The sequence below is a fragment of the Marinobacterium maritimum genome (assembly GCF_039523155.1).
In the GTDB taxonomy this organism is placed as follows: Bacteria; Pseudomonadota; Gammaproteobacteria; order Pseudomonadales; family Balneatricaceae; genus Marinobacterium; species Marinobacterium maritimum.
Window position 1 is genome coordinate 674,039 of the sequence record NZ_BAAAET010000003.1, and the last position, 22,907, is coordinate 696,945.

General features: G+C 61.3%; 20 protein-coding genes. 14 read left to right on the forward strand and 6 right to left on the reverse strand.

Annotated elements, in window-relative coordinates; genetic code table 11:
- Positions 1-37 precede the first annotated feature (37 nt).
- Positions 38-1,159 (reverse strand): alanine dehydrogenase, encoded by a 1,122-nt coding sequence (gene ald / locus ABD013_RS14190; RefSeq protein WP_343807169.1) that lies wholly within the window; start codon positions 1,157-1,159, stop codon positions 38-40.
- Between the two features lie 131 nt (positions 1,160-1,290).
- Here ald and ilvD point away from each other — a divergent pair, with 131 nt between their 5' ends.
- The 4 genes from ilvD (at position 1,291) to ABD013_RS14210 (ending at position 8,352) form a co-directional block, all read left to right on the forward strand.
- The gene (ilvD, locus tag ABD013_RS14195; RefSeq protein WP_343807172.1) at positions 1,291-3,123 is read left to right on the forward strand and encodes a dihydroxy-acid dehydratase; all 1,833 of its coding nucleotides are present in this window, start codon (positions 1,291-1,293) and stop codon (positions 3,121-3,123) included.
- A gap of 189 nt (positions 3,124-3,312) precedes the next feature.
- A complete protein-coding gene (ovoA, locus tag ABD013_RS14200) occupies positions 3,313-5,418 on the forward strand; it encodes a 5-histidylcysteine sulfoxide synthase (RefSeq protein ID WP_343807175.1) in 2,106 nt (701 codons plus the stop codon).
- Between the two features lie 268 nt (positions 5,419-5,686).
- On the forward strand, positions 5,687-6,916 hold the full coding sequence (locus ABD013_RS14205; protein WP_343807178.1) for a nucleoside recognition domain-containing protein: 1,230 nt from the start codon (positions 5,687-5,689) through the stop codon (positions 6,914-6,916).
- A 101-nt stretch (positions 6,917-7,017) separates the two neighbouring features.
- Positions 7,018-8,352 (forward strand): SLC13 family permease, encoded by a 1,335-nt coding sequence (locus ABD013_RS14210; protein ID WP_343807181.1) that lies wholly within the window; start codon positions 7,018-7,020, stop codon positions 8,350-8,352.
- Between the two features lie 39 nt (positions 8,353-8,391).
- On the opposite strand, the gene ABD013_RS14215 is transcribed toward ABD013_RS14210, so the two are convergent.
- A complete protein-coding gene (locus ABD013_RS14215; RefSeq protein ID WP_343807184.1) occupies positions 8,392-8,793 on the reverse strand; it encodes an acyl-CoA thioesterase in 402 nt (133 codons plus the stop codon).
- A 205-nt stretch (positions 8,794-8,998) separates the two neighbouring features.
- Between ABD013_RS14215 and ABD013_RS14220 the strand changes: the two genes are divergently transcribed.
- From ABD013_RS14220 to phoR, 9 genes are all read left to right on the forward strand, one after another.
- Positions 8,999-9,967, forward strand: coding sequence for a PstS family phosphate ABC transporter substrate-binding protein (locus ABD013_RS14220; protein ID WP_343807186.1), 969 nt, complete (start codon positions 8,999-9,001; stop codon positions 9,965-9,967).
- A 135-nt stretch (positions 9,968-10,102) separates the two neighbouring features.
- Positions 10,103-12,367 carry an ABC transporter permease subunit gene (locus ABD013_RS14225; RefSeq protein WP_343807188.1) on the forward strand — a complete coding sequence of 755 codons (2,265 nt, stop codon included), beginning with the start codon at positions 10,103-10,105 and terminating at the stop codon, positions 12,365-12,367.
- Positions 12,368-12,391: 24 nt separating this feature from the next.
- Positions 12,392-14,080 (forward strand): phosphate ABC transporter permease PstA, encoded by a 1,689-nt coding sequence (pstA, locus tag ABD013_RS14230; protein ID WP_343807190.1) that lies wholly within the window; start codon positions 12,392-12,394, stop codon positions 14,078-14,080.
- 38 nt (positions 14,081-14,118) lie between these two features.
- Positions 14,119-14,952, forward strand: coding sequence for a phosphate ABC transporter ATP-binding protein PstB (pstB, locus tag ABD013_RS14235; protein WP_343807197.1), 834 nt, complete (start codon positions 14,119-14,121; stop codon positions 14,950-14,952).
- A gap of 32 nt (positions 14,953-14,984) precedes the next feature.
- Positions 14,985-15,746, forward strand: coding sequence for a phosphate signaling complex protein PhoU (gene phoU, locus ABD013_RS14240; RefSeq protein ID WP_343807199.1), 762 nt, complete (start codon positions 14,985-14,987; stop codon positions 15,744-15,746).
- 233 nt (positions 15,747-15,979) lie between these two features.
- On the forward strand, positions 15,980-16,522 hold the full coding sequence (locus tag ABD013_RS14245; RefSeq protein WP_343807203.1) for a chorismate--pyruvate lyase family protein: 543 nt from the start codon (positions 15,980-15,982) through the stop codon (positions 16,520-16,522).
- A gap of 28 nt (positions 16,523-16,550) precedes the next feature.
- Positions 16,551-17,426 (forward strand): 4-hydroxybenzoate octaprenyltransferase, encoded by an 876-nt coding sequence (ubiA, locus tag ABD013_RS14250; protein WP_343807429.1) that lies wholly within the window; start codon positions 16,551-16,553, stop codon positions 17,424-17,426.
- Positions 17,427-17,549: 123 nt separating this feature from the next.
- Entirely contained in the window at positions 17,550-18,245 is a 696-nt protein-coding gene (gene phoB / locus ABD013_RS14255; RefSeq protein ID WP_343807205.1) for a phosphate regulon transcriptional regulator PhoB, read from the forward strand.
- A 49-nt stretch (positions 18,246-18,294) separates the two neighbouring features.
- Positions 18,295-19,608 carry a phosphate regulon sensor histidine kinase PhoR gene (gene phoR / locus ABD013_RS14260; protein WP_343807213.1) on the forward strand — a complete coding sequence of 438 codons (1,314 nt, stop codon included), beginning with the start codon at positions 18,295-18,297 and terminating at the stop codon, positions 19,606-19,608.
- Here the strand turns inward: phoR and cysZ are convergent.
- Complete coding sequence (gene cysZ / locus ABD013_RS14265; protein ID WP_343807219.1) at positions 19,580-20,347, reverse strand: sulfate transporter CysZ; 768 nt, start codon at positions 20,345-20,347, stop codon at positions 19,580-19,582. The two genes, phoR and cysZ, sit on opposite strands and share 29 nt — an antisense overlap.
- Positions 20,348-20,458: 111 nt before the next feature.
- Between cysZ and ABD013_RS14270 the strand changes: the two genes are divergently transcribed.
- Entirely contained in the window at positions 20,459-21,397 is a 939-nt protein-coding gene (locus tag ABD013_RS14270) for an NADP-dependent oxidoreductase (RefSeq protein WP_343807222.1), read from the forward strand.
- Here the strand turns inward: ABD013_RS14270 and ABD013_RS14275 are convergent.
- The 3 genes from ABD013_RS14275 to ABD013_RS14285 form a co-directional block, all read right to left on the reverse strand.
- Positions 21,386-21,871: a hypothetical protein gene (locus tag ABD013_RS14275; RefSeq protein ID WP_343807225.1), complete on the reverse strand. Its 486-nt coding sequence runs from the start codon at positions 21,869-21,871 to the stop codon at positions 21,386-21,388. The genes ABD013_RS14270 and ABD013_RS14275 overlap by 12 nt on opposite strands.
- A gap of 138 nt (positions 21,872-22,009) precedes the next feature.
- Positions 22,010-22,270, reverse strand: coding sequence for a hypothetical protein (locus ABD013_RS14280; protein WP_343807228.1), 261 nt, complete (start codon positions 22,268-22,270; stop codon positions 22,010-22,012).
- Positions 22,271-22,272: 2 nt separating this feature from the next.
- The gene (locus tag ABD013_RS14285) at positions 22,273-22,878 is read right to left on the reverse strand and encodes a YjaG family protein (RefSeq protein ID WP_343807232.1); all 606 of its coding nucleotides are present in this window, start codon (positions 22,876-22,878) and stop codon (positions 22,273-22,275) included.
- Positions 22,879-22,907: the final 29 nt, after the last annotated feature.

Sequence of the window (22,907 nt, forward strand, 5' to 3'; positions counted from 1 at the left end):
TATGGGCTTCTGAGCATAGAGCGAGCCGAACCGGGTTTCAAGCGCTGCCCAGCTCCTCCCGAGGCGGATGCAACGGCAGATTGAACGCCTCTGCTACGCCGGCGCAGGTCACTCGCCCGGAATGGACATTCAAGCCGCTGACAAACCCGGGCACCTCCTGCAACGCCCGGCGCCAGCCATGCTGCGCCAGCTGCTCGACATACGGCAGGGTCGCGTTGGTCAGTGCCAACGTCGACGTCCGCGCCACCGCACCCGGCATGTTGGCGACACAATAGTGGACGATGCCATCGACATCGAAAACAGGGTCGTCATGGGTCGTCGGATGACTGGTCTCGAAGCAGCCGCCCTGATCGATCGCCACATCGACCAGTACCGAACCGACCTTCATCTCACCCAGCATGTCGCGGGTCACCAGCTTGGGTGCTGCCGCGCCGGGCAGCAGCACCGCACCGATCACCAGATCGGCCAGGGACAGCTGCTGCTCGATATTCTCCCGGGTGGAGTAGAGCGTGGTCAGCGCCCCGTTGAAGCGTTCGTCCAGCTGTTTCAGCCGCGGAATGGACTTGTCCAGCAGGCTCACCCGCGCGCCCATGCCCAAGGCAATATATGCCGCGTTCTCGCCCACCACGCCACCACCGATAATCAGCACCCGCGCCGGACTGACCCCCGGCACACCGCCCAGCAACACACCCCGACCGCCTTGGGCCTTTTCCAGACAGTGCGCGCCGGCCTGTACCGCCATGCGACCGGCCACCTCGCTCATCGGCGCCAGCAGCGGCAAGCCGCCATGAAGATCCTGCACCGTTTCATAGGCGATGGCGGTACAGCCGCTGGCCAGCAAAGCGTCAGTCAACGATCGGTCGGCCGCCAGGTGCAGATAGGTAAACAGCACCTGATCCGCGCTGAGCCAGCCACACTCGTTTGGCTGCGGCTCCTTTACCTTGACGATGAGATCGGCCCAGGAAAACACCGAGCGCGGGTCATCGACCAGCACGGCACCCGCCTGCTCATACGCCTGATCACTGAAGCCGGCCGCGACCCCGGCCCCCAGCTCCACCTGCACCTGATGACCCTGCTCCACCAGCTCACGAACCCCCATTGGGGTCATGCCCACCCGGTACTCGCGATTCTTGATCTCTCTGGGCACGCCGACACGCATATTGATGCTCCTTCCGCCTGAGTTCTCAAGCTCAGTGTAGACGAAAACCCGCCCTGTCCTGTGCCCTCGGCGTACGCCGTTTATCTGATATACTCGGGCTTATTTGAGAATCGGATTCCGAGGGGAGCCCCATGCCTGAGTATCGTTCCAAGACCTCAACCGCCGGCCGCAACATGGCAGGTGCCCGCGCCCTCTGGCGCGCCACCGGCATGAAGGACGACGATTTCCACAAGCCGATCATCGCAGTTGCCAACTCCTTCACCCAGTTCGTGCCCGGTCACGTGCACCTGAAGGACATGGGCCAGCTGGTGGCACGCGAAATCGAAGCGGCAGGGGGTGTCGCCAAGGAATTCAACACCATCGCGGTCGATGACGGCATCGCCATGGGCCACGACGGCATGCTCTACTCGCTGCCGAGCCGTGACATCATCGCCGACTCCGTCGAGTACATGGTCAACGCCCACTGCGCCGATGCCCTGGTGTGCATCTCCAACTGTGACAAGATCACCCCGGGGATGCTGATGGCCGCCATGCGCCTGAACATCCCGGTGATCTTCGTCTCTGGCGGTCCGATGGAAGCGGGCAAGACCAAGCTGTCCGAGCACAAGCTGGACCTGGTCGATGCCATGGTACTGGCCGCTGACCCCAACGCGTCCGATGAAGAAGTCGACGCCGTAGAGCGCTCCGCCTGCCCGACCTGCGGCTCCTGCTCCGGCATGTTCACCGCCAACTCGATGAACTGTCTGGCCGAAGCGCTGGGCTTGGCGCTGCCGGGCAACGGTACCATGCTGGCCACTCACGCCGACCGTGAGCAGCTGTTCAAGCGTGCCGGCCACACCATCGTCGAGATGGCCAAGCGCTACTACGAAGGCGAAGACGAAAAAGTGCTGCCGCGTTCCGTCGGCTTCAAGGCGTTCGAAAATGCCATCACCCTGGACATCGCCATGGGCGGTTCCACCAACACTATTCTGCACCTGCTGGCGATCGCTCAGGAAGCCGAGATCGACTTCACCATGAAAGATATCGACCGCCTGTCCCGCGTCGTGCCCCAGCTGTGCAAGGTGGCGCCGAACACGCAGAAATACCATATCGAAGACGTGCACCGTGCCGGCGGCATCATGGGCATCCTCGGCGAACTGGACCGTGCCGGCAAGCTGCACACCGACGTCCCGACCGTTCACACCGCGACCATGAAGGAAGCGCTGGATCAGTGGGACATCATGCGCAACCCGACACCGGAAGTGATCGAGTTCTACAAGGCTGGTCCGGCCGGCATCCCGACCCAGACCGCCTTCAGCCAGGCCACCCGCTGGCCGACCCTGGATGGCGACCGTGAACACGGCTGCATCCGCTCCATCGACCATGCCTTCTCGCTGGAAGGCGGCCTGGCGGTGCTGCACGGCAACATCGCCCTGGATGGCTGCGTCGTCAAGAGCGCCGGCGTCGACGAGTCGATTCTGGTCTTCGAAGGTCCCGCTAACGTGATGGAGTCTCAGGACGAAGCCGTTAGCAAGATCCTCAATGACGAGGTCAAGGCCGGTGAAGTGGTCATCATCCGCTACGAAGGTCCCAAAGGCGGCCCCGGCATGCAGGAGATGCTCTACCCGACCTCCTACCTCAAGTCCAAGGGCCTGGGCAAAGCCTGTGCACTGCTGACCGACGGCCGTTTCTCCGGCGGCACCTCCGGCCTGTCCATCGGTCATGCATCACCGGAAGCCGCAGCGGGCGGCGCCATCGGTCTGGTCCGTCAGGGCGACCTGATTCGCATCGACATCCCCAACCGCACCATCGACGTGCTGGTCTCCGATGAGGAACTGGCCGAGCGCCGTGCCGAACAGGACAAGCTGGGCTGGAAACCGGCCGAAGAGCGTCCACGCAAGGTATCTGCGGCGCTGAAAGCCTACGCCAAGCTGGCCACCTCCGCCGATAAGGGTGCGGTGCGCGACCTGTCTCAGCTCGACTGAGCACCTGCCGGCCCTCGCCCGAGGGCCTTCAACCGACGGACCCTCGCCTGAGGGTCTGCCGGTTACAATCCAAAATGACCCTGCAACCGTATCAGTCCCCATCACACACAGCCGGGGCTGACACCTGCCGTCCATCTCCGCCTGTCTATACTGAACTGACATCAGCTCACTTGCGGATCAGGACTGCCCATGGAACGCCTCTCTCGCACTCCCCGACTCGACAACCCGGACTCTGATGCCCTGCGTCGAGAGATCCTCGACTACTTTAACACCACTTTCGACCGCTACGAGCAGCTGTTCGAGGTGCTGACCTCTGACGAGGCCTATTTCGTCAAGCCGATCGCCCTGCGCCACCCGCTGATCTTCTACTACGGCCACACCGCCACCTTCTTCATCAACAAGCTGCTCCTGGCCGGACTGATCGAGGAGCGCATCAACCCGCGCTTCGAGTCGATTTTCGCCGTTGGTGTGGACGAGATGAGCTGGGACGACCTCAATGACGACCACTATGACTGGCCCGCACCGGCCGAAGTCAAAACCTATCGCAAACAGGTGCGCCAGACCCTGGACCGTATCATCCGTACAGCACCACTGACCTCCCCCATCCACTGGGACCACCCCTGGTGGACCATCCTGATGGGCATCGAGCATGAGCGCATCCACCTGGAAACCTCCTCGGTGCTGATCCGCCAGCACGACCTCAAATACGTTCAATCGCACCCGGCCTGGCCCGTCTGCCGCGACTCCGGCCCGGCACCAGCCAACCAGCTGATCGATATTCCTGCCGGCAGCGTCACTCTGGGCAAAGCCCGAGATGACGCCCACTACGGCTGGGACAATGAATACGGCCTGCGCCAAATAGAGCTGAAGGCACTTCAGGCGGCGCAGATGCTGGTCTCTAACCAGGAATTCAGGGCCTTTGTCGACGCCGGTGGCTACCGCGACGCCCGGTGGTGGAGTGAAGAAGGCTGGGACTGGCGCAACTTTGCAGCCGCCGAGCACCCGAGCTTCTGGGTGCGCACGAATGACGACTGGCAGCTGCGCCTGATGTGCGAACAGGTGTGCATGCCCTGGGACTGGCCGGTGGAGGTCAACTACCATGAGGCTGAAGCCTTCTGCCGCTGGAAAGCGGAGCAGACGGGCCTGCCGATTCGTCTGCCCAGTGAGGATGAATGGTATCGGTTGTATGATCTGTCGAACGTCGCCGAGCCGTCACCCGGCCATTCGGTTAACGCCAATCTGCATCTGGATCATTTCGCCTCTCCCTGCCCGGTCTATCGCTTCGCTCAGGGCGATTTTTATGACCTCAGCGGCAATGTCTGGCAATGGACGCAAACCCCAATCTACCCGTTCGAAGGCTTCGCGGTACACCCCTGCTATGACGACTTCACCACCCCGACCTTTGATGAGCGCCACAACCTGATCAAGGGCGGCAGCTGGATCTCCTGTGGTAACGAAAGCCTGCGCACTGCCCGTTACGCCTTTCGGCGCCACTTTTTCCAGCACGCCGGCTTCCGCTACGTGGCCGGCGCACCACCCACAGCCATTCCTGACTCCCGTTACGAAAGTGATGAACTGGCTTCCCAGTACGCCGAATTCCACTATGGTGATGAACACTTCGGCGTCGCCAACTTCCCGCAGACACTTGCTCGCCTGGCGATCTCAGCCTGTGGCAGCGAGCACAACGGCAAGGCGTTGGACCTGGGCTGCGCCACCGGTCGCGCCAGTTTCGAGCTGGCCCGTCACTTTACGGCCGTGGACGGCGTCGACTTCTCTGCCCGACTGATCGATCTCGGCGTCCAGCTGCAGCAGCAGGGACGGCTACGCTACACATTGCAGGAGGAAGGAGAGCTGATCAGCTATCACGAACGGGACCTGGCCTCGCTGGGCCTGGCAGACGTGGCCAACCGGGTGCAGTTCAGCCAAGGTGATGCATGCAACCTCAAGCCGCTCCTGACCGGCTACGACCTGATCCTGGCCGCCAACCTGATCGACCGCCTGTACAGCCCACGCCGATTCCTGTCACAGGTACATACCCGACTGAACCCTGGAGGCGTGTTGATCATTGCCTCACCTTATACCTGGCTGGAAGAGCACACGCCAAAAGAGGAGTGGCTGGGCGGCATCAAGCGTGACGGCGAGAATGTCACCACCCTGGATGGCCTGCACGAAGCACTGGATGCGCACTTCGAGCTGATCCGTGGCCCCGAGGAAGTGCCTTTCGTGATCCGCGAAACCCGGCGCAAATTCCAGCACACTCTGTCGGAAGTGACCTGCTGGCGGTTGAAGGACTGAAACTGGCACCAAAGTGACTGGGCGGGTGGTGCTGCTTGTATGCGACTGTCTGCCGCCGGCCGAAAAATGCTCCTGCATTTTCGGCATTCCCGCCATCCATGGCAATCAACGGCGGCAGTTGAGCCCCCATGGATGGGTTCACGGCGTGTCAGTAAAGCTTGGGCTACCGGTCCAACATTGAACATGCTCGCCATACACTAGCTCAGCCGGTGGTCAGATAAAGCACGGCTCGCTAGAATCGAAGCACGCACTCCACAGGACGTACCCCATGCTGCACCGGATCTGGCTCGGCTTCTTTCTGATCGCCTTTATCGCCGCACTCTGGCAATGGCTGGGCATGGGCGACTCCGGCGTCTTCCAGCGCATGGTGGAAAGCACCTTCAGCATGTCGAAGTTGACCGTTGAGCTGGCCATCGGTCTGATCGGCACCCTCGCCTTCTGGCTGGGAATGATGAAACTGGCCGAGGCTTCGGGGCTGGTCGATACTCTGGCGCGTGCGCTGGGGCCGGTATTCACTCGGTTGATGCCGGAAGTACCACCGCGCCACCCCGCGATCGGTTCCATGACCATGAACCTGTCCGCCAACCTGCTCGGCCTCGACAATGCCGCCACCCCGCTGGGCCTCAAGGCGATGCAGGACCTGCAGACGCTGAACCCGAACAAGCACACCGCCAGCAATGCCCAGATCCTGTTCCTGGTGCTCAACACCTCCTCGGTGACTCTGTTTCCGATCACCGTATTCCTCTACCGCGCCCAGCAGGGTTCAACCGACCCCACCGCCGTGTTCATCCCGATCCTGATCGCCACCAGTTGCTCGACCCTGGTGGGCCTGCTGGTCACCTGCTGGGTACAGCGGATCAACCTGCTGCAGCGCACCCTGCTGCTCTGGTTCGGTGCCGGCATCAGCCTGCTGCTGGCGTTCATCGGCTACTTTGCCACCCTGAGCGTGGACGAACTCCAGCGCCAGTCGGCGCTGGTGGGCAACCTGCTGCTGTTCAGTGCCATCATGCTGTTCCTGCTGCTGGCCCACCGCCGGCAGGTCAACGTCTACGAGACGTTCATCGAAGGCGCCAAACAGGGTTTCGAGACAGCGATCATGATCATCCCCTACCTGCTGGCAATGCTGGTGGCGATTGGCGTACTGCGCGAGAGTGGGGCACTGGAAGGCTTTATCTGGCTGCTGCGAGAAGGCATCGGTCTGCTTGGTCTGGATACCCGCTTTGCCGATGCCTTGCCCACGGCGCTGATGAAGCCGTTGTCCGGCTCCGGCGCTCGGGCAATGATGCTCGAAACGATGAGCACCCACGGCGTGGAGTCCTTCGCCGCTCAGGTCGCCTCGATCATCCAGGGCTCCACCGAAACCACTTTCTACGTGCTCGCGGTCTACTTCGGCGCCGTCGGCATCCGCCATACCCGCCATGCACTCTGGTGCGGGCTCAGCGCCGATCTGGCCGGCATTGTCGCCGCCATTCTCTGTGGCTACTGGTTTTTCGGCTGAGGCTTTCTACACTGGCAATAGAGCCGCATTCAAGCCAGGTAGCTCCTGCGGGGGCGACTATGTAGAATTCGCGCTCCTTTCAACCTGTCCTGGAGAGAATCATGTCCGGCAAGTGGATCACTTTTCTGCTGGCAGTACTCAGTGCGGCCGGCATCTGGTTTCTGGCCCCGCTTGAAGCAGAACTGCGCACAGGCCTCGCCATTCTGGCCGTCATCGCCATCCTGTGGATGACCGAAACCTTCAATATCACCGTAACCGCGCTGCTGGTGCCGGTACTGACCGTAGTGGCCGGCGTATTCACGGTGGCCGATGCGCTGAAAAATTTTGCCAACCCGATCATTTTCCTGTTTCTGGGCGGCTTCGGTCTGGCTGCCGCGCTCAATGCGCAGGGACTGGACAAGTATATCGCCGGCCATGTGATCCGGCTGGCCCGCGGCCATCTGGGCACCGCCGCCATCCTGCTGTTCCTGACCGCGGCGGGCCTGTCGATGTGGATCTCCAACACCGCCACCACGGCGATGATGCTGCCGCTGGCATTGGGCCTGCTGCGCCAGCTGCCCTATGAAGACAACCAGCGTACGTACTGGTTTGTGCTGCTGGGCGTGGCCTACTCGGCCAATATCGGCGGCATCGGCACCCTGGTCGGCTCGCCCCCCAACGCCATCGCCGCGGCCGAAGTGGGCCTGAGCTTCACCGACTGGCTCAAGTTCGGCATCCCCACCGTGATCCTGTCGCTGCCCCTGATGATCACCGCGCTCTACTTCCTCTGCCGCCCGGAGATGAGCCATCATTTCGAAGCGAAACATAACCATGAGCCGCTCAACAGCAAGCAGTGGATGACCCTCGGCGTCTTCGCGTTGACCGTGGCCATGTGGCTGTTCAGCAAGCCGCTGTCCGGCCTGATCGGGATCAGCAAGGGGCTGGATTCGATCATCGCACTGAACGCCATCCTGCTGCTGTGCATGCTGCAGCTGGTCAACTGGAAGCAGATCGAAAAATCGGCAGACTGGGGTGTACTGCTGCTGTTCGGTGGCGGCCTGACTCTGTCGGCCATGCTCAAGGCCACCGGCGCCAGCCTGTTCCTGGCGCAGGGCATCAGTGACCTGATGGCCGGTGCCTCAGCTCCGCTGTTCCTGCTGGTCGTCGCGGCCTTCGTGGTGATGCTGACCGAAATCGCCAGCAACACGGCAAGCAGCGCCCTGCTGGTACCGATCTTCGTCGGTATTGCCGGTAGCCTGGGTCTGCCGAAAGATATTATGGCCGTGGTGATCGCCATCGCCGCCTCCTGCGCCTTCATGCTGCCAGTGGCCACGCCGCCGAATGCCATCGTCTACGGCTCCGGCTATCTGCCTCAGCGACAGATGATGCGCGCGGGCGTGGTGCTCAACATCATGATGACGGCGATCATCGCCGGTGGCGCCTGGATGATGCTCTAACAGGGGCCGTTAACACCGGCCGGGGAATCCCCGGCCGGTTCAGTCCGTTGCCGGCAGGGCGCGGATGTGTCCCTGATGGTCGATCGCCACCTGAACTGACTCGGCACTGGTCACCTTGCGCAACTCATTACCGTCGGGGCAGCGTCCCCATACTTCGACCTGAATCCGCAGCGAGCTGTGGCCTCGCTCCAGAATACGGGTGTAAAAACTGAGCACAGTGCCCCGCAATACCGGTGACATGAATTTCATGTGCCCCACTGATACCGTAGCCACTCGGCCACGGGCTTCCTGACCGGCACGGATCTCGCTGGCCAGTACCAGCTGGGAAGACACCCAGCCGCCATAGACATCACCAAACATGTTCACTGCGTCCGAGCCCGCCGGTAACTGCAGGCTGAGCTCACCTTCGGGCGTCAGCAGCTGATCTTCACTTGTTGTCATTATCGCGATCTCACTGAATGAAAAGAGGCCTCAGGCCCCGGTTTATGCTGCACTGCATATACTACTAAGGTTGCACCCAAAGGCCAGCCCCAAGCAGCTTTACCAACTGACGGCTAACGCCATCACTGTCATCTTAGCGTCACAAAGCAGCCCTATAGTGCGCGCATGTCAATTCAATAACCCGATTCCTAATCAGGAGCCGATAATGAAACCGATGAAAAAGCTGTTCGCAGCTGTTGCCATGACTGCAACCTGCTTCACTGCACAGGCAAGCGACCTGCTCGACCCGAACCTGCCGGTATATGAAAAAGCTTCCGGCGTTTCCGGCAACCTGTCCAGTGTCGGCTCCGACACTCTGGCGAACCTGATGACCCTGTGGGCTGAAGAGTTCAAGCGCAACTACCCGAACGTCAACATCCAGATCCAGGCCGCCGGTTCTTCTACTGCGCCGCCCGCTCTGACTGAAGGCACGTCCAACATCGGCCCGATGAGCCGCAAGATGAAGGACAAGGAAATTGAAGCGTTCGAGAAGAAGTTCGGTTACAAGCCGACTCCGGTTGCCGTTGCCATCGACGCTCTGGCCGTATTCGCTCACAAGGACAACCCGATCAAGGGCATGAGCATCGACCAGGTTGACGCCGTATTCTCTTCCACTCGCAAGTGTGGTGCTCCGGAAGCGGTCAACAAGTGGGGCCAGCTGGGCGTAAGCGGTTCTCTGGCTGACCAGAGCATCCAGCTGTTCGGCCGTAACTCTGTATCCGGCACCTACGGCTACTTCAAGAAAGTGGCTCTGTGTAAAGGTGACTTCCAGAACGGCGTAAACGAACAGCCGGGTTCCGCCTCTGTTGTTCAGTCTGTTTCTACCTCTGTTAACGCTCTGGGCTACTCCGGCATCGGTTACAAGACTGCATCCGTACGCGCTCTGCCGCTGTCCAAGTCTGGCACCGACTTCGTCGAGCCGACTCCGGAAAACGCCATCACTGGCAAGTACCCGCTGGCGCGTTCCCTGTACGTTTACATCAACAAGAAGCCGGGCCAGGACCTGCAGCCGCTGGAGCGTGAGTTCCTGAAGCTGGTTCTGTCCAAGGTTGGTCAGGAAGTAGTCGTGAAGGATGGCTACATCCCGCTGCCGGCCAAGGTTGTTGAAAAACAGATGAAGGATCTGGGTCTGTAAGACTCCGAACCGCCTCCTTGAAGGGGAGCCCTCGGGCTCCCCTTTTTGCTTTTGTGACAGCTGTAACAAAACAGTCATCTATTTGACTTATTGTACCCGCCATATCAAGTTCGACACTTCTCAGGACCCTCGACCATGAGTATTGAGCAAACCAACACCGTGCCGGAGCTGGACTTCAACACCCCCGCTCAGCGCCGTCTGCGACAGGCGCGCATGCTGAAGGACAAGTTGGCGGCCAGCGGCATTGCCATCGGCGGTATCAGCGTCATCCTCGCTGTCGTCATGATCTTCTTCTACCTGTTGTACGAGGTTGCGCCGCTGTTCCGTTCGGCCAGCATCGAGCCCTGGGGTGGCCAGCAGGAGGTCAGCTATGCCGTGCCCGGCCAGGGACGCACACTCTATCTCGCGGTCGAAGAACAGGCCGAGATCGGTTTTCGCGCCACGGACAGCGGCGCCATGGTGTTTTTCGATACCACCAGTGGTCGCGTGCTGAAAGAGGAACAGCTGGCACTACCGGAAGGTGTCGAAATCACCAGCTTTGCCCTGTTGTCTGAAGCCAGCCAGACCTTCGCGCTGGGCCTCAGCGACGGCAGCGTCAAGGTGATCAAGCATGCCTACAAGGCGACCTACCCCAATGGCCAACGCGTCCTGACCCCCGAGCTGGTCTACCCGCTGGGTGAAGCCGTGCTGCAGATCAGCGAAGGACCGGTAGAACGCCTGGCGCTTGCCCATGACAGCGACGAGTGGAGCCTGATCGCACTGAGCCAGGGCCAGCTGAATGAGCTGGAGCTGTCGATGAGCGAAAACTTTCTCACCGGTGAGGTCGAAGTCGAGCAAAGCCACCGCACGTTGCCTGCCATTGGCGTTAAGCCAAACAAACTGCTGATGACACCGGATCAGCGCTGGCTGATGGCCAGCCTGCCGCAGGGCAAGGTTGCCGTCATGGCACTGGGCAACAGCCCTGAAATCACCCAGCTGGTCGAGGCTTCCAAGGTCGAAATCACCAGCTTCGAGCTGCTGCTCGGCGGCAACTCGCTGATCATCGGTGATGCCAAGGGCCAGCTGTCACAGTGGTTCTTCGTCCGTGATGAAACCAACCAGTTCCAGCTGACCCATATCCGCAACTTTGAACACGACAACAGTGCTATTACCAACCTGACCACTGAGCAGCGCCGCAAGGGCATCGTCACCCTGGCCGCCGATGGCACGCTGAACCTGTACAGCAGCACCGCCAACCGCCAGGCACTGAGCGAACCGCTGTTTAACGGCGCGGCCGACGCCATCGCACTGGCCCCGCGCGCCGACGCCCTGCTGGTACAGCACGGCGATCGCCTGAGCTATTGGCATGTAGACAACGAGCACCCGGAAATTTCCTGGAGCGCCTACTGGGAGAAAGTTTGGTATGAAGGCTACGAGGAGCCGGAATACATCTGGCAGTCTTCCGCTTCCAACAATGATTTCGAACCCAAGTACAGCCTGATGCCGCTGGCATTCGGTACCCTGAAGGCAGCCTTCTACGCCATGCTGCTGGCGACCCCGCTGGCAATCTGCGGTGCCATCTACACCGCCTACTTCATGGTGCCGGCGATGCGCCGCAAGGTAAAACCGTTCATCGAACTGATGGAAGCCCTGCCGACCGTTATCCTCGGCTTCCTCGCCGGCCTTTGGCTGGCGCCGTTCATGGAAGCCAATCTGGCCGGTATCTTTACCTGTCTGCTGGTGATTCCGGTGGCCGTGGTCCTGTTTGGCTTCACCTGGAACAACATGCCCAACAAGATCCGCTTCCTGATCCCGGAAGGCTGGGATGCGGCACTGCTGGTGCCGGTAGTCATCCTGGCAACCTGGCTCGGCCTGGCAATCGCCGGCCCGATCGAGCATGTGCTCTTTGGCGGCGATATGCCGACCTGGCTGACCAACGAAGTGGGCATCCCCTATGACCAGCGTAACGCCCTGGTTGTCGGTATCGCCATGGGCTTTGCCGTCATTCCGACCATCTTCTCGATCACCGAGGACGCCATCTTCGCAGTGCCCAAGCACCTAAGCTATGGTTCCCTGGCACTGGGTGCCACCGCCTGGCAGACGCTGACCCGCGTCGTGCTGCCGACCGCCAGCCCGGGTATCTTCTCGGCACTGATGATCGGCATGGGCCGTGCCGTGGGCGAAACCATGATCGTGCTGATGGCCACCGGCAACACGCCGATCATGGACGTCAACATCTTCGAGGGCATGCGTACCCTGGCCGCCAACATCGCCGTTGAAATGCCGGAATCCGAGGTGGGCAGCACCCACTACCGCACCCTGTTCCTGGCCGCTTTCGTGCTGTTCCTGTTTACCTTCGTGGTGAACACCCTGGCTGAAAGTATTCGTCAGCACCTGCGCAAGAAATACGGTTCCCTGTGATCGGTGAGAGTGAGGATTAGATAGATGCGTTATTCAGTAAGCGAATGGACCAAATCCGGCTCACCCTGGGTCTGGCTCAATGCCGGTGCGGTCGCGATCTGCGTGATCATGGTCATCGGCCTGCTGGGGCTGATCGCCGTACGCGGCCTGGCTCACTTCTGGCCCGCCGATGTGATGCAGGCCACCTACACCCAGGGCGAGCAAAGCCGCCGTATCATGGGTGAACTGGTGCAGCAGGAGATGGTTCCCGCCGAACAGCTGCGTGGTGCCGGAATCGAGGTGCCTCAGGGTATCGAGGCGATGCGCCGTGACCTGCTCAAGGTCGGCAACCGTGATTTCGGCTCCGCCGACTTCGTCTGGGCGATGGACCACCTGGTCACCGACAAGGCCTACCCGGAAATGATCATGGCCGCGGAACGTCTCGAGTGGGGCAACTTCTACGGCTACCTGCGCGAGATTCGCCAGAGCGGTGAAGTCGTGGCCCGTCACGAAGGCCATGCCAAATCGGACGAATACCTGAAGGTCTGGGCCGAGTTCCAGCAGCGTCTCGACCGCGCACTGGAGATCCGTGACCAGATTCTGGACATCGAAAAGCACAAGATCGGCAGCATCAACTACGCGCTGGAGCGCCTGCGTCTGAAAGAACGTTCACTGGAGCTGAAACAGTCTACCGATGCCCAGGCCTATGCCGACATCGAGTCACGCCGTGCGGAGCTGAACGCCGATTACGAAGTGCTGCAGCAGGACCTGATTGACCTCTACACCCAGATCAACCGTGACAGCTTCACCGCCGAGATCGCCGACGGGCGCGAAGTCGAGATCCAGATCGCCAAGGTGGTACGCGCCTTCCTGCCCAACAACATGGGCACCGGTGACAAGCTGGTACACTATGGCGCCAAGCTGTGGGAGTTCCTGTCTGACGAGCCGCGTGAAGCCAACACCGAAGGCGGTATTTTCCCGGCCATCTTCGGCACCGTGATGATGGTGATCCTGATGTCCGTGCTGGTAACCCCGTTCGGCGTGATTGCCGCCGTCTACCTGCGTGAATACGCCAAGCAGGGCTTTATCACCCGACTGATCCGCATCGCGGTGAACAATCTGGCCGGTGTACCGTCCATTGTATACGGTGTGTTCGGTCTCGGTTTCTTCGTCTACTTCCTGGGCGGCAGCATCGATGACCTGTTCTTCCCGGAAGCCAAACCGGCGCCGACCTTCGGTACCGGCGGCCTGATGTGGGCCTCCATTACCCTGGCACTGCTCACCGTGCCCGTGGTAATCGTGGCCACCGAGGAAGGCCTGGCCCGTATCCCGCGCTCGGTACGCGAAGGTTCCCTGGCGCTGGGTGCAACCAAGTTCGAAACCCTGATGAAAGTGGTGTTGCCGATGGCCAGCCCGGCGATGATGACCGGTGTTATCCTGGCGATCGCCCGTGCCGCCGGTGAAGTGGCACCGCTGATGCTGGTGGGCGTGGTCAAACTGGCGCCCAGCCTGCCGCTGGACGGTAACTACCCGTTCCTGCATCTGGACCAGAAGTTCATGCACCTGGGCTTCCACATCTATGATGTCGGCTTCCAGAGCCCGAACGTGGAAGCGGCCCGTCCGCTGGTGTACGCCACCGCATTCCTGCTGGTGGTGGTGATCGCCCTGCTGAACTTCTCAGCTATTGCGATCCGTAACCACCTGCGTGAAAAATACAAAGCGCTTGAGATGTAATCGCTGCTAAAGAACTCAGAATTTGAAGGTTTACCGATATGACTAGCGAAGCCAAAACCCACGCCATCGATATCTCTTCCATGCAGCGCGGCGAGAGCAATCTCAACCTGGCCGACGAGCACATCACGCTGCAGGTCAAGGACCTGCGCCTGAGCTACGGCGACAAGGAAGCCCTGCACGGAATCAACATGGATATCCCGAAGAACCGCGTCACCGCATTCATCGGTCCGTCCGGCTGTGGTAAGTCCACGCTGCTGCGCTGCTTCAACCGCATGAACGACCTGGTCGACAGCTGCAACATCACCGGCCAGCTGCTGCTGGACGGTGACAACATCTATGATCGTACCGTCAACGTGGCCGACCTGCGCCGCCGCGTCGGCATGGTGTTCCAGAAGCCGAACCCCTTCCCCAAGTCGATCTACGAGAACGTGGCTTACGGCCTGCGTATCCAGGGGATCAACAAGAAGCGGGTGATCGACGAGACCGTCGAATGGGCGCTGCGCTCCGCCGCACTCTGGGATGAGGTAAAGGACCGCCTGCACGAAAGCGCCCTCGGCATGTCCGGCGGTCAGCAGCAGCGTCTGGTTATCGCCCGTACCGTGGCAGTGAAGCCGGAAGTGCTGCTGCTCGACGAACCGGCCTCCGCGCTGGACCCGATCTCCACGCTGAAGATCGAGGAACTGATCCACGAACTCAAGGACGACTTCACCATCGTCATCGTCACCCACAACATGCAGCAGGCGGCCCGTGTCTCCGACTACACCGCCTTCATGTACATGGGTGACCTGATCGAGTTTGGTGCCACCGATGCGCTGTTCACCAAACCGGAAAAGAAACAGACTGAAGACTACATCACCGGCCGTTACGGTTAATTTGGCCCGCGTCAGCAACGGAGAAACCGATCGTGGAACTCGAAAACGCTAATTACTCGACCCATATTTCCCAGCAGTTCAATGAAGAGCTGGAGAAAATCCGCACGCAGATGCTGACCATGGGCGGCATCGTGGAGCGTCAGGTCAGCGATGCCGTGGAGGCCCTGCTGAACGGTGATGTGGAACTGGCCGAACAGTCCCGTCGCATCGATCAGCAGACCAACGCCATGGAACTGATGATCGACGAGCAGTGCACCACTACCATCGCACGTCGCCAGCCGGCGGCCAGCGACCTGCGCCTGATCGTATCGATCAGCCGTGCCGTGTCTGACCTGGAACGCATCGGCGACGAAGCCACGCGTATCTGCAAGATGGCGATCGAACTGGCCGACAGCGGCGCCAACCAGCGCGGCTTCCAGGAAGTGCGCCATATCGGCAACCTCGTCCGTGACATGGTCAAGGATGTACTGACCGCGTTCGCCCGCAACGACCTGGAGATGGCCTACCGTGTGGCCAAGCAGGACAAAAGCGTGGACCAGGAATACCGCACTGCCATGCGCTCCCTGGTGACCTACATGATGGAAGATGCCCGTGCCATCTCCAACGTGCTCAACGTGATCTGGGCGCTGCGCAGCCTGGAGCGCATCGGTGACCATGCCCGCAACCTGTCCGAGCACCTGATCTATCAGGTCAGCGGCACCGACGTGCGCCACCAGAGCCTGAAGCAGATCAAGCAGACGGTTCAGGAAGAAGCCGAAGGCAGCCTGCAGGACGACGAAAGCGGCGAGGAATAACCCTCACCTTCGCACAGACAGCGCCCATCGACTCCCCCCGGTGTTGCCACCTGAGGGAGTCTTTCTGTATGGACCTGGCTCTGAGGTCTTACTGCAGGCATCCACTCTGTGGGCGATATTCCCGGCCTGGTCACAGGAACTCTGCCCTGCCCCAGCCAAACCTCTTCGCCACCGGGCAGTAAACGACTCAAGGTGGTACACTCTGGCACTTTCGAACTGACGGAAACTCGTACGTGTCAGCCCGCAGTGCCCTTCTCAATCCGCTCAACCTGAAACGCTGGACCCTCGCCGAGGGTGCGCACCGGGCACCCCGTCACTGGCGCCCCTGGTTGCAGGACAGCGGCTCCCTGACCCAACGCCTGACCCGTGCAGCCCGCGGCGAATTTGCCGTGCGTGTGCTGTCCCAGCGCTGGCACGCCCCCACCCCCGATGAAGCGCGGGCACTGGGCATGCCGCCGCGCCAGCTGGCGCTGATCCGCGAAGTGGAGCTGCTCGGCCGACAGGGCACGCCCTGGGTTTATGCCCGCTCGGTGCTGCCTGCCAGCACCCTGACCGGTCGCGAGCGCCGTCTGAGGCTGCTCGGCAACCGCTCGCTGGGCTCGCTGATGTTCAGCGACCCCAGCCTGAGCCGCAGCCCGCTGATGGCCAGCTGCCTGCAAGACGAAGCTGGTTGCCGTTACTGGGCACGACGCTCGGTGTTCCGTTTGCATGACAAGCCGCTGCTGGTGTGTGAGGTTTTTCTCCCCGCCATGGAGCACGTACAATATCCGCTCTGATCCCCAGTGCAGGAGTCACCCATTGCAGATTTCAGCCCCACGCCCACTGAAGGAGCGCCTGCTGGCCTACGTCCACCTGATGCGCGCCGACAAGCCGATCGGCACCTATCTGCTGCTCTGGCCCACGCTTTGGGCGCTGTGGATCGCCGCTGAAGGCCTGCCCTCGCTGGAGCTGCTGCTGATCTTCTCTCTGGGGGTGTTCCTGACCCGCTCCGCCGGCTGCGTGATCAACGACTATGCCGACCGCCATATCGATGGCCACGTCAAACGTACCCACCAGCGCCCCCTGCCCTCCGGCCGGGTCACCGAACGCGAGGCGATAGGACTGTTTGTCGGCCTGATGCTGGTCGCCTTCCTGCTGGTGCTGCTGACCAATACGATGACCATCCTGATGTCGTTCGGCGGTCTGGCGCTGGCGTTCGTCTACCCGTTCATGAAGCGCTACACTCACCTGCCGCAGCTGGTGCTGGGTGCCGCCTTTGGCTGGGCCATTCCGATGGCCTTCACCGCCATTCAGGAACAGATCCCGCTCACCGCCTGGTTGCTCTATGCCGCCAAGCTGCTCTGGACCGTGGCCTATGACACCCAGTACGCCATGGTGGATCGCGACGACGACCTCAAGATCGGCGTCAAGTCCACCGCCGTGCTCTTTGGCCACCAGGACAAACTGATTATCGGGCTGTTGCAACTGGCCGCTTTGGGCCTGCTGATCTGGGTGGGACAGCTGGAGCAGCTGGGGCTCTGGTATCACCTGGGGCTGGCCGCCTCAGTGGGCTTTTTCATCTATCAGCAGTGGCTGATCCGTCATCGCGAGCGGATGCCCTGTTTTCGCGCCTTCCTCAACAACCACTACGCCGAACTGGTCGTACTGGGCGGCATAATACTGGACTACACCAGCCTGTAACCATCTGAAAAAAATGAGCTTTCCAGGCGGATATCGCATTACCAGCATCTGTGTCATATTAGTGTAACGGAAACGTCTTGTAATAGTGGCCTCCGATAATTCCTGTAGATGAGGCAGAGAACGATGTCTGCATCCAAACGTGTGCTGATCGTCGACGATGAAGCACCGATCCGCGAGATGATCGCCGTTGCGCTGGAAATGGCCGGCTACGAATGCAGCGAAGCCGATAACGCCCAGGACGCCCATGCCCAGATCGTGGACAACAAGCCCGATATGGTCCTGCTGGACTGGATGATGCCCGGCACCAGCGGCATCGAGTTCGCCCGTCGCCTGCGCAAGGAAGAGGTGACCGCGGATATTCCGATCATCATGCTCACCGCCAAGACGGAAGAGGATAACAAGATCAAGGGACTGGAGACCGGCGTCGATGACTACATCACCAAGCCGTTCTCGCCCCGTGAGCTGGTCGCTCGCCTGAAAGCCGTATTGCGCCGCACCACGCCCAAGGGTGTCGAGGAACCGGTTAGCGTCGATGGCCTGACCCTGGACCCGGTCTCCCACCGAGTGACGGCCGATGGCCAGCCGGTCGATTTGGGTCCTACCGAGTTCCGTCTGCTGCAGTTCTTCATGACCCACCCCGACCGCGCCTACTCGCGCAGCCAGCTGCTGGACATGGTCTGGGGCGGTAATGTCTATGTCGAGGAGCGCACTGTCGACGTGCACATCCGCCGTCTGCGCAAGGCACTGGGCGAGCGTCACGACTACCTGGTTCAGACCGTGCGCGGCACCGGCTACCGCTTCTCGGCTCAGGTCGCCTGAGTCCGCCGGCCCCCACCGGCATGATCGACCCCAGGATGGAGCCTATTCGATGCATGTATCACGACACGCCCTGATTATCAGCCTGCTGGCCCTGGCCGGCGCCGGCCTGCTGGTTGGCACCCTGTTCAGCTACCCCATGCTGGGGTTGAGCTTGGGTTTACTGGCCTGGAGCCTGAAGCAGGTGCGCCAGTTCAATCGGCTCAATGACTGGCTGCAGCGCGAGGATGGTTCCGAGCCACCCGAAGCGGACGGCGCCTGGGGCGACCTGTTCGACGAGCTGTCCCGGATGCAGAAGCGCAGCCGCTCCCGTGAACAGTATCTGCGTGGCATCATCTCCCGCTTTCAGCAGTCTTCGGCCGCACTCAGCGATGCCATCGTCATCATCGACAGTCAGAACAACCTGGAATGGTGGAACCGCTCCGCCGACCGTTTGCTGGGCCTGAAGGCCATCTCCGACCGCGGCAAGCCGCTGATCAACCTGATGCGCGACCCTCGCTTCGTGCGCTACTTCCGCAAGGGACACTATCAGGAGCCGCTGGAGCTGCCGTCACCGGTCAACAGCGACCTGCAACTGCAGTACCAGATCAGCAAGTTCGGTGAAGGCGACCGCCTGCTGGTGGCCCGCGACATCACCCGTCTGCTGCGGCTGGAGCAGACCCGCCAGGACTTTGTGGCCAACGCCTCCCACGAACTGCGCACCCCATTGACGGTGATCCGCGGCTATCTGGAGACCTTTCTCGATCAGGAGCTGCCTCGCCCGTTGCAGCGCGGCATGGAACAGATGCAGCAGCAGGCCCGTCGCATGGAAGGCCTGGTCACCGATCTGTTGCTGCTGTCTCGGCTGGAAGCCAGCCAGCATATCAGCGACGAGCACCCGATCCTGATCCAGGACCTGATTCAGCACATGCATCAGGATGCCGTAGCCCTGGCCAGCGGCCGTGGCCACTCATTCCAGCTGGACGTGGACAGCGAATACGACCTGCTCGGTCAGGCCACCGAACTGCAGAGCGCCTTCTCCAACCTGGTATTCAACGCCGTACGCTATACCCCGGACAACGGCACCATCAGTCTGCGCTGGTGGGTGGACCACAAGGGCGGCCACTTCTCGGTCAGCGACGACGGTATCGGCATCGAGGCGATGCATATTCCGCGCCTGACCGAGCGCTTCTACCGCATCGACGAGAGCCGCTCCTCCGCCAGTGGCGGCACCGGCCTTGGCCTCGCCATCGTCAAGCATGTACTGGTACGCCACAGCGCCCACCTGAGTATCGACAGCAAGCCGGGCAAGGGCAGCACCTTCACCTGCCACTTCCCGCCCGACATGGTGGTGCCGATCAGGGCTGTGGGCTCCGACGCGGGCTAACCTCCCGCGCCTCGCTGGCATACTCCTCGACCCAGAAAATGGTGGCACCCACCACTGCTGCCGGCATCAGGATCAGGTTGACCACCGGCACCAGCATACCGAGCTGCACCAGACCACCAAAACCGATAGACGTCACGCGGCGCGCTTTCATCAGTTGTTTCATCTGGTGAAAGCTGACCTTATTGTTATCCATCGGATAGTCGCAATACTGGATCGACATCATCCAGGCGCCGAACAGGAACCAGAGCAGCGGCGCGAATGGGGTCACCAGCGGGATAAAAGTGATCACCAGCAACAGCAGAAAGCGCGGCAGATAATAGGCCAGCTTGTGCAGTTCACGCTGCAGTGCCCGCGGAATCATCTTCACCACTTCGGCCCAGCCTTCATCGGTCACCGGCGCGCCGCGCAGCTGCTTCTCCACCTTTTCCGCCAGGAAACCGTTGAACGGTGCCGCGATCAGGTTGGCGACAATCGAGAAGCCGTAGTAGACCGCCACCAGCACCAGCAAGGCGAACACCGGCCAGAACAGCCAGTAGAGAAAATCGGCCCAGCTCGGCAGAAAGCTCAACCAGTAGTCGACCCAGACACTGAACTGGCCTACCAATAGCCAGATGGCGCCGATAAACAGCAACACATTGACCAGCAGCGGCACCAGTACGAAATGCCGGATACCGGGTTGCGGCAGCATGGCGGCACCACGCAGCAGATAGCCGGCGCCACGAACGGGGTTACCTTTCATCTATTCTCCTTGTAACAATGTTTGCCAGATCACGCGGGATCACTTTACTCTTGCGGTCAGTAGATGATTGTTACCGGCCGGTGAACTGGCCGAGAAACCGGGGAGATTAACATGAAAGCGATACGCATCCATGCCTTTGGCGGCCCTGAAAACCTGCATCTGGACGAGATCGACAAGCCCAGCCCCGGGCCAGGCGAGGTGCTGATCCGCAACCGGGCCGCGGGAGTCAACCCGATCGACTGGAAAACCTGTTCCGGTGGCGGCGCCAGCGCGTTTATCGAAGCCCTGCCCTTCTGCCCCGGCTGGGAGTTTGCCGGTACTGTCGACGCCTTGGGCGAGGGCGTCGATCGCTTCCGGGTCGGCGACGAGGTGCTGGGATTCACCCGCTTTCCGCAGGAAGCCGGCTGCTATGCCGAGTATCTGGTGGCCCCGGCCGATCAGCTTGCACTGCGCCCGGCAGCCCTGGATCCAGTCTCTGCCGCGGGCCTCGGTCTGGCCGGCCTGACCGCCTGGCAGGCGCTGTTCGAGGTGGGGCAGCTGAAGAGTGGTCAGTCGGTGCTGGTACTGGCCGCGGCCGGGGGCGTCGGGCATCTGGCGGTACAACTGGCCAAGTGGAAGGGTGCCTATGTGATCGGGACTGCCTCAGCCGGCAACAAGTGTTTTCTGCAGAGCCTGGGCTGTGACGATACCCTCGACTATGGCCGCCAGCAGGCCGAGAGCCTGATCCACGATGCCGACCTGATTATCGACGGCGTCGGCGGCGAAACGGCCATCAAGGCACTCGACTGCCTGACACCTCAGGGGCAGATGATCACTCTGCCGTCCGTCACCGCCGCCGAAGTGATCGCGGCCGGCGAAGCCCGGGGACTGAAGGTCAGTGGCATCCGCGCCCGCCCGGATGGTGACCAGCTGCAGGAGCTGGCCAAGCTGGCTTCCTGCGGTAAGGTAATGCTGAACCTGAGCGACAGTCTGCCGCTGAACGAAGCGGCCAGGGCCCACCAGCTGAGCGCCCAGGGCCATGTCCGCGGCAAGCTGGTGCTAACCCTCTGACGCCTTGGCAGCAGCGCCCTCCCCGGCGGCGCTGCAGAACAGCTGCTGCTGGCGCATCAGCAGGCGGCAGCCTTCACCGCGGATGTTGCGGTCCCAGCAGCCGTACTTGGCCCAGCTCTTGTCATCTTCGGTCGGCTCCTCGCGAAATGCCGGCACGCCCTCGCAAAAACCGTCACTGGGGGTCGCCGTTTCCAGACATGCCCTGAGATAACGACCATGGTTGACCGTGCATTCAAAGCCGGTGCAACCGTCAAACTCGGTCAAGGCCTTGTCCAGGCATGCCGCCTGATCATGCTGGCGACCAAAGGCCAGGCCTTCATTGCGCCAGGTCGCTGCCAGCTCAGCCCGCTCGGCATTGAAGCCGGCCAGCCATTCAGCCTTGGCAGCCTGCCACCAGGCCGGCTGCACCTGCCACAAAAACACGCCCACCAGCACCGGGATCAGCACCAGCGCCAGGATGATCTTTTTCAGCATTGAACACTCCTAATTGAAAGCCTCAAAACCTCTCGAGTAGCCCGGAGGCAAGGCGCAGGGCATGCAGGAACCGCCGTGTATTCATCGACACATGAGGGGATCGTGCAACGCCGAATCCGGGTCACCCAGCCGGTTTTGTCAGCGGCGGCGATAGAGCCCGCCGATACACAGCAACAACCCCAGCACCGACAGCAGCATGCCGCCGTTGACCCAAAGCGGATGACGCACCATGAACGGCACGAACGGATGGTCGGCTCCGGCCTGATCGCAGCGAGCCGCGCGATAGTCCCAGGAGCCGCCCTGATCCAGGCAGGCATCGGCCAGCGACAGGTCATACATGTAACCGGCCATCAACAGGACCGCAGGCACCACCAGCAGTATCAGTCCCAGACGCAACATGATCAGTCGTCGTCGCTGATGCCGATGTTACTGACCCCTTCATTGCGCGCCAGTTCACGCAAGGCCGCAATAAAGTCAGGGTTGGGGTGCTTCTGACTACGCAGGCGTTCGATTACTTCGTCGCGAAAGCCGTCTTCCGCCTGCATCAGGTCATGAGTATTGATCAGCTTGACCAGCTCTTCGTCCGACATCTGGTCGTCACCTTCGGTGACTTCGAGGAAGGTGGCCACGCATTCGCGCGACAGCTGGCCGATGCTGGCAGCCACCGAATGATCCTTTTCCAGAATACAGTTCAGCGTGGCGGTCAGTGCCACCACGGCATCCAGCGCCGGCCAGGCACCGTACATGTCGTACTCGTCCAGGTCCGGCATGTTGGCATCGACGGCATCAAGCTGCACTTCGAAGTTCATCTTCGCGCCCTGCCCGGACAGGCTGCTCCAGACGCCATCGAGAATCTGGCGCAGCTTGGCGGCATCGCCAAACTCGACCAAACGTGCGAAGAGCGCGAAGTTGGGGAACATACGCTCGGTCAGCGCCGCCGAGAAGGCTGTCAGCTGCCAGGGCTCGAAGGTCTCCAGCTCAGGCTCCAGATTCAGCAGTTCAGTCATGGGAAGTCTCCACCTTGGTGTCTGTCCGC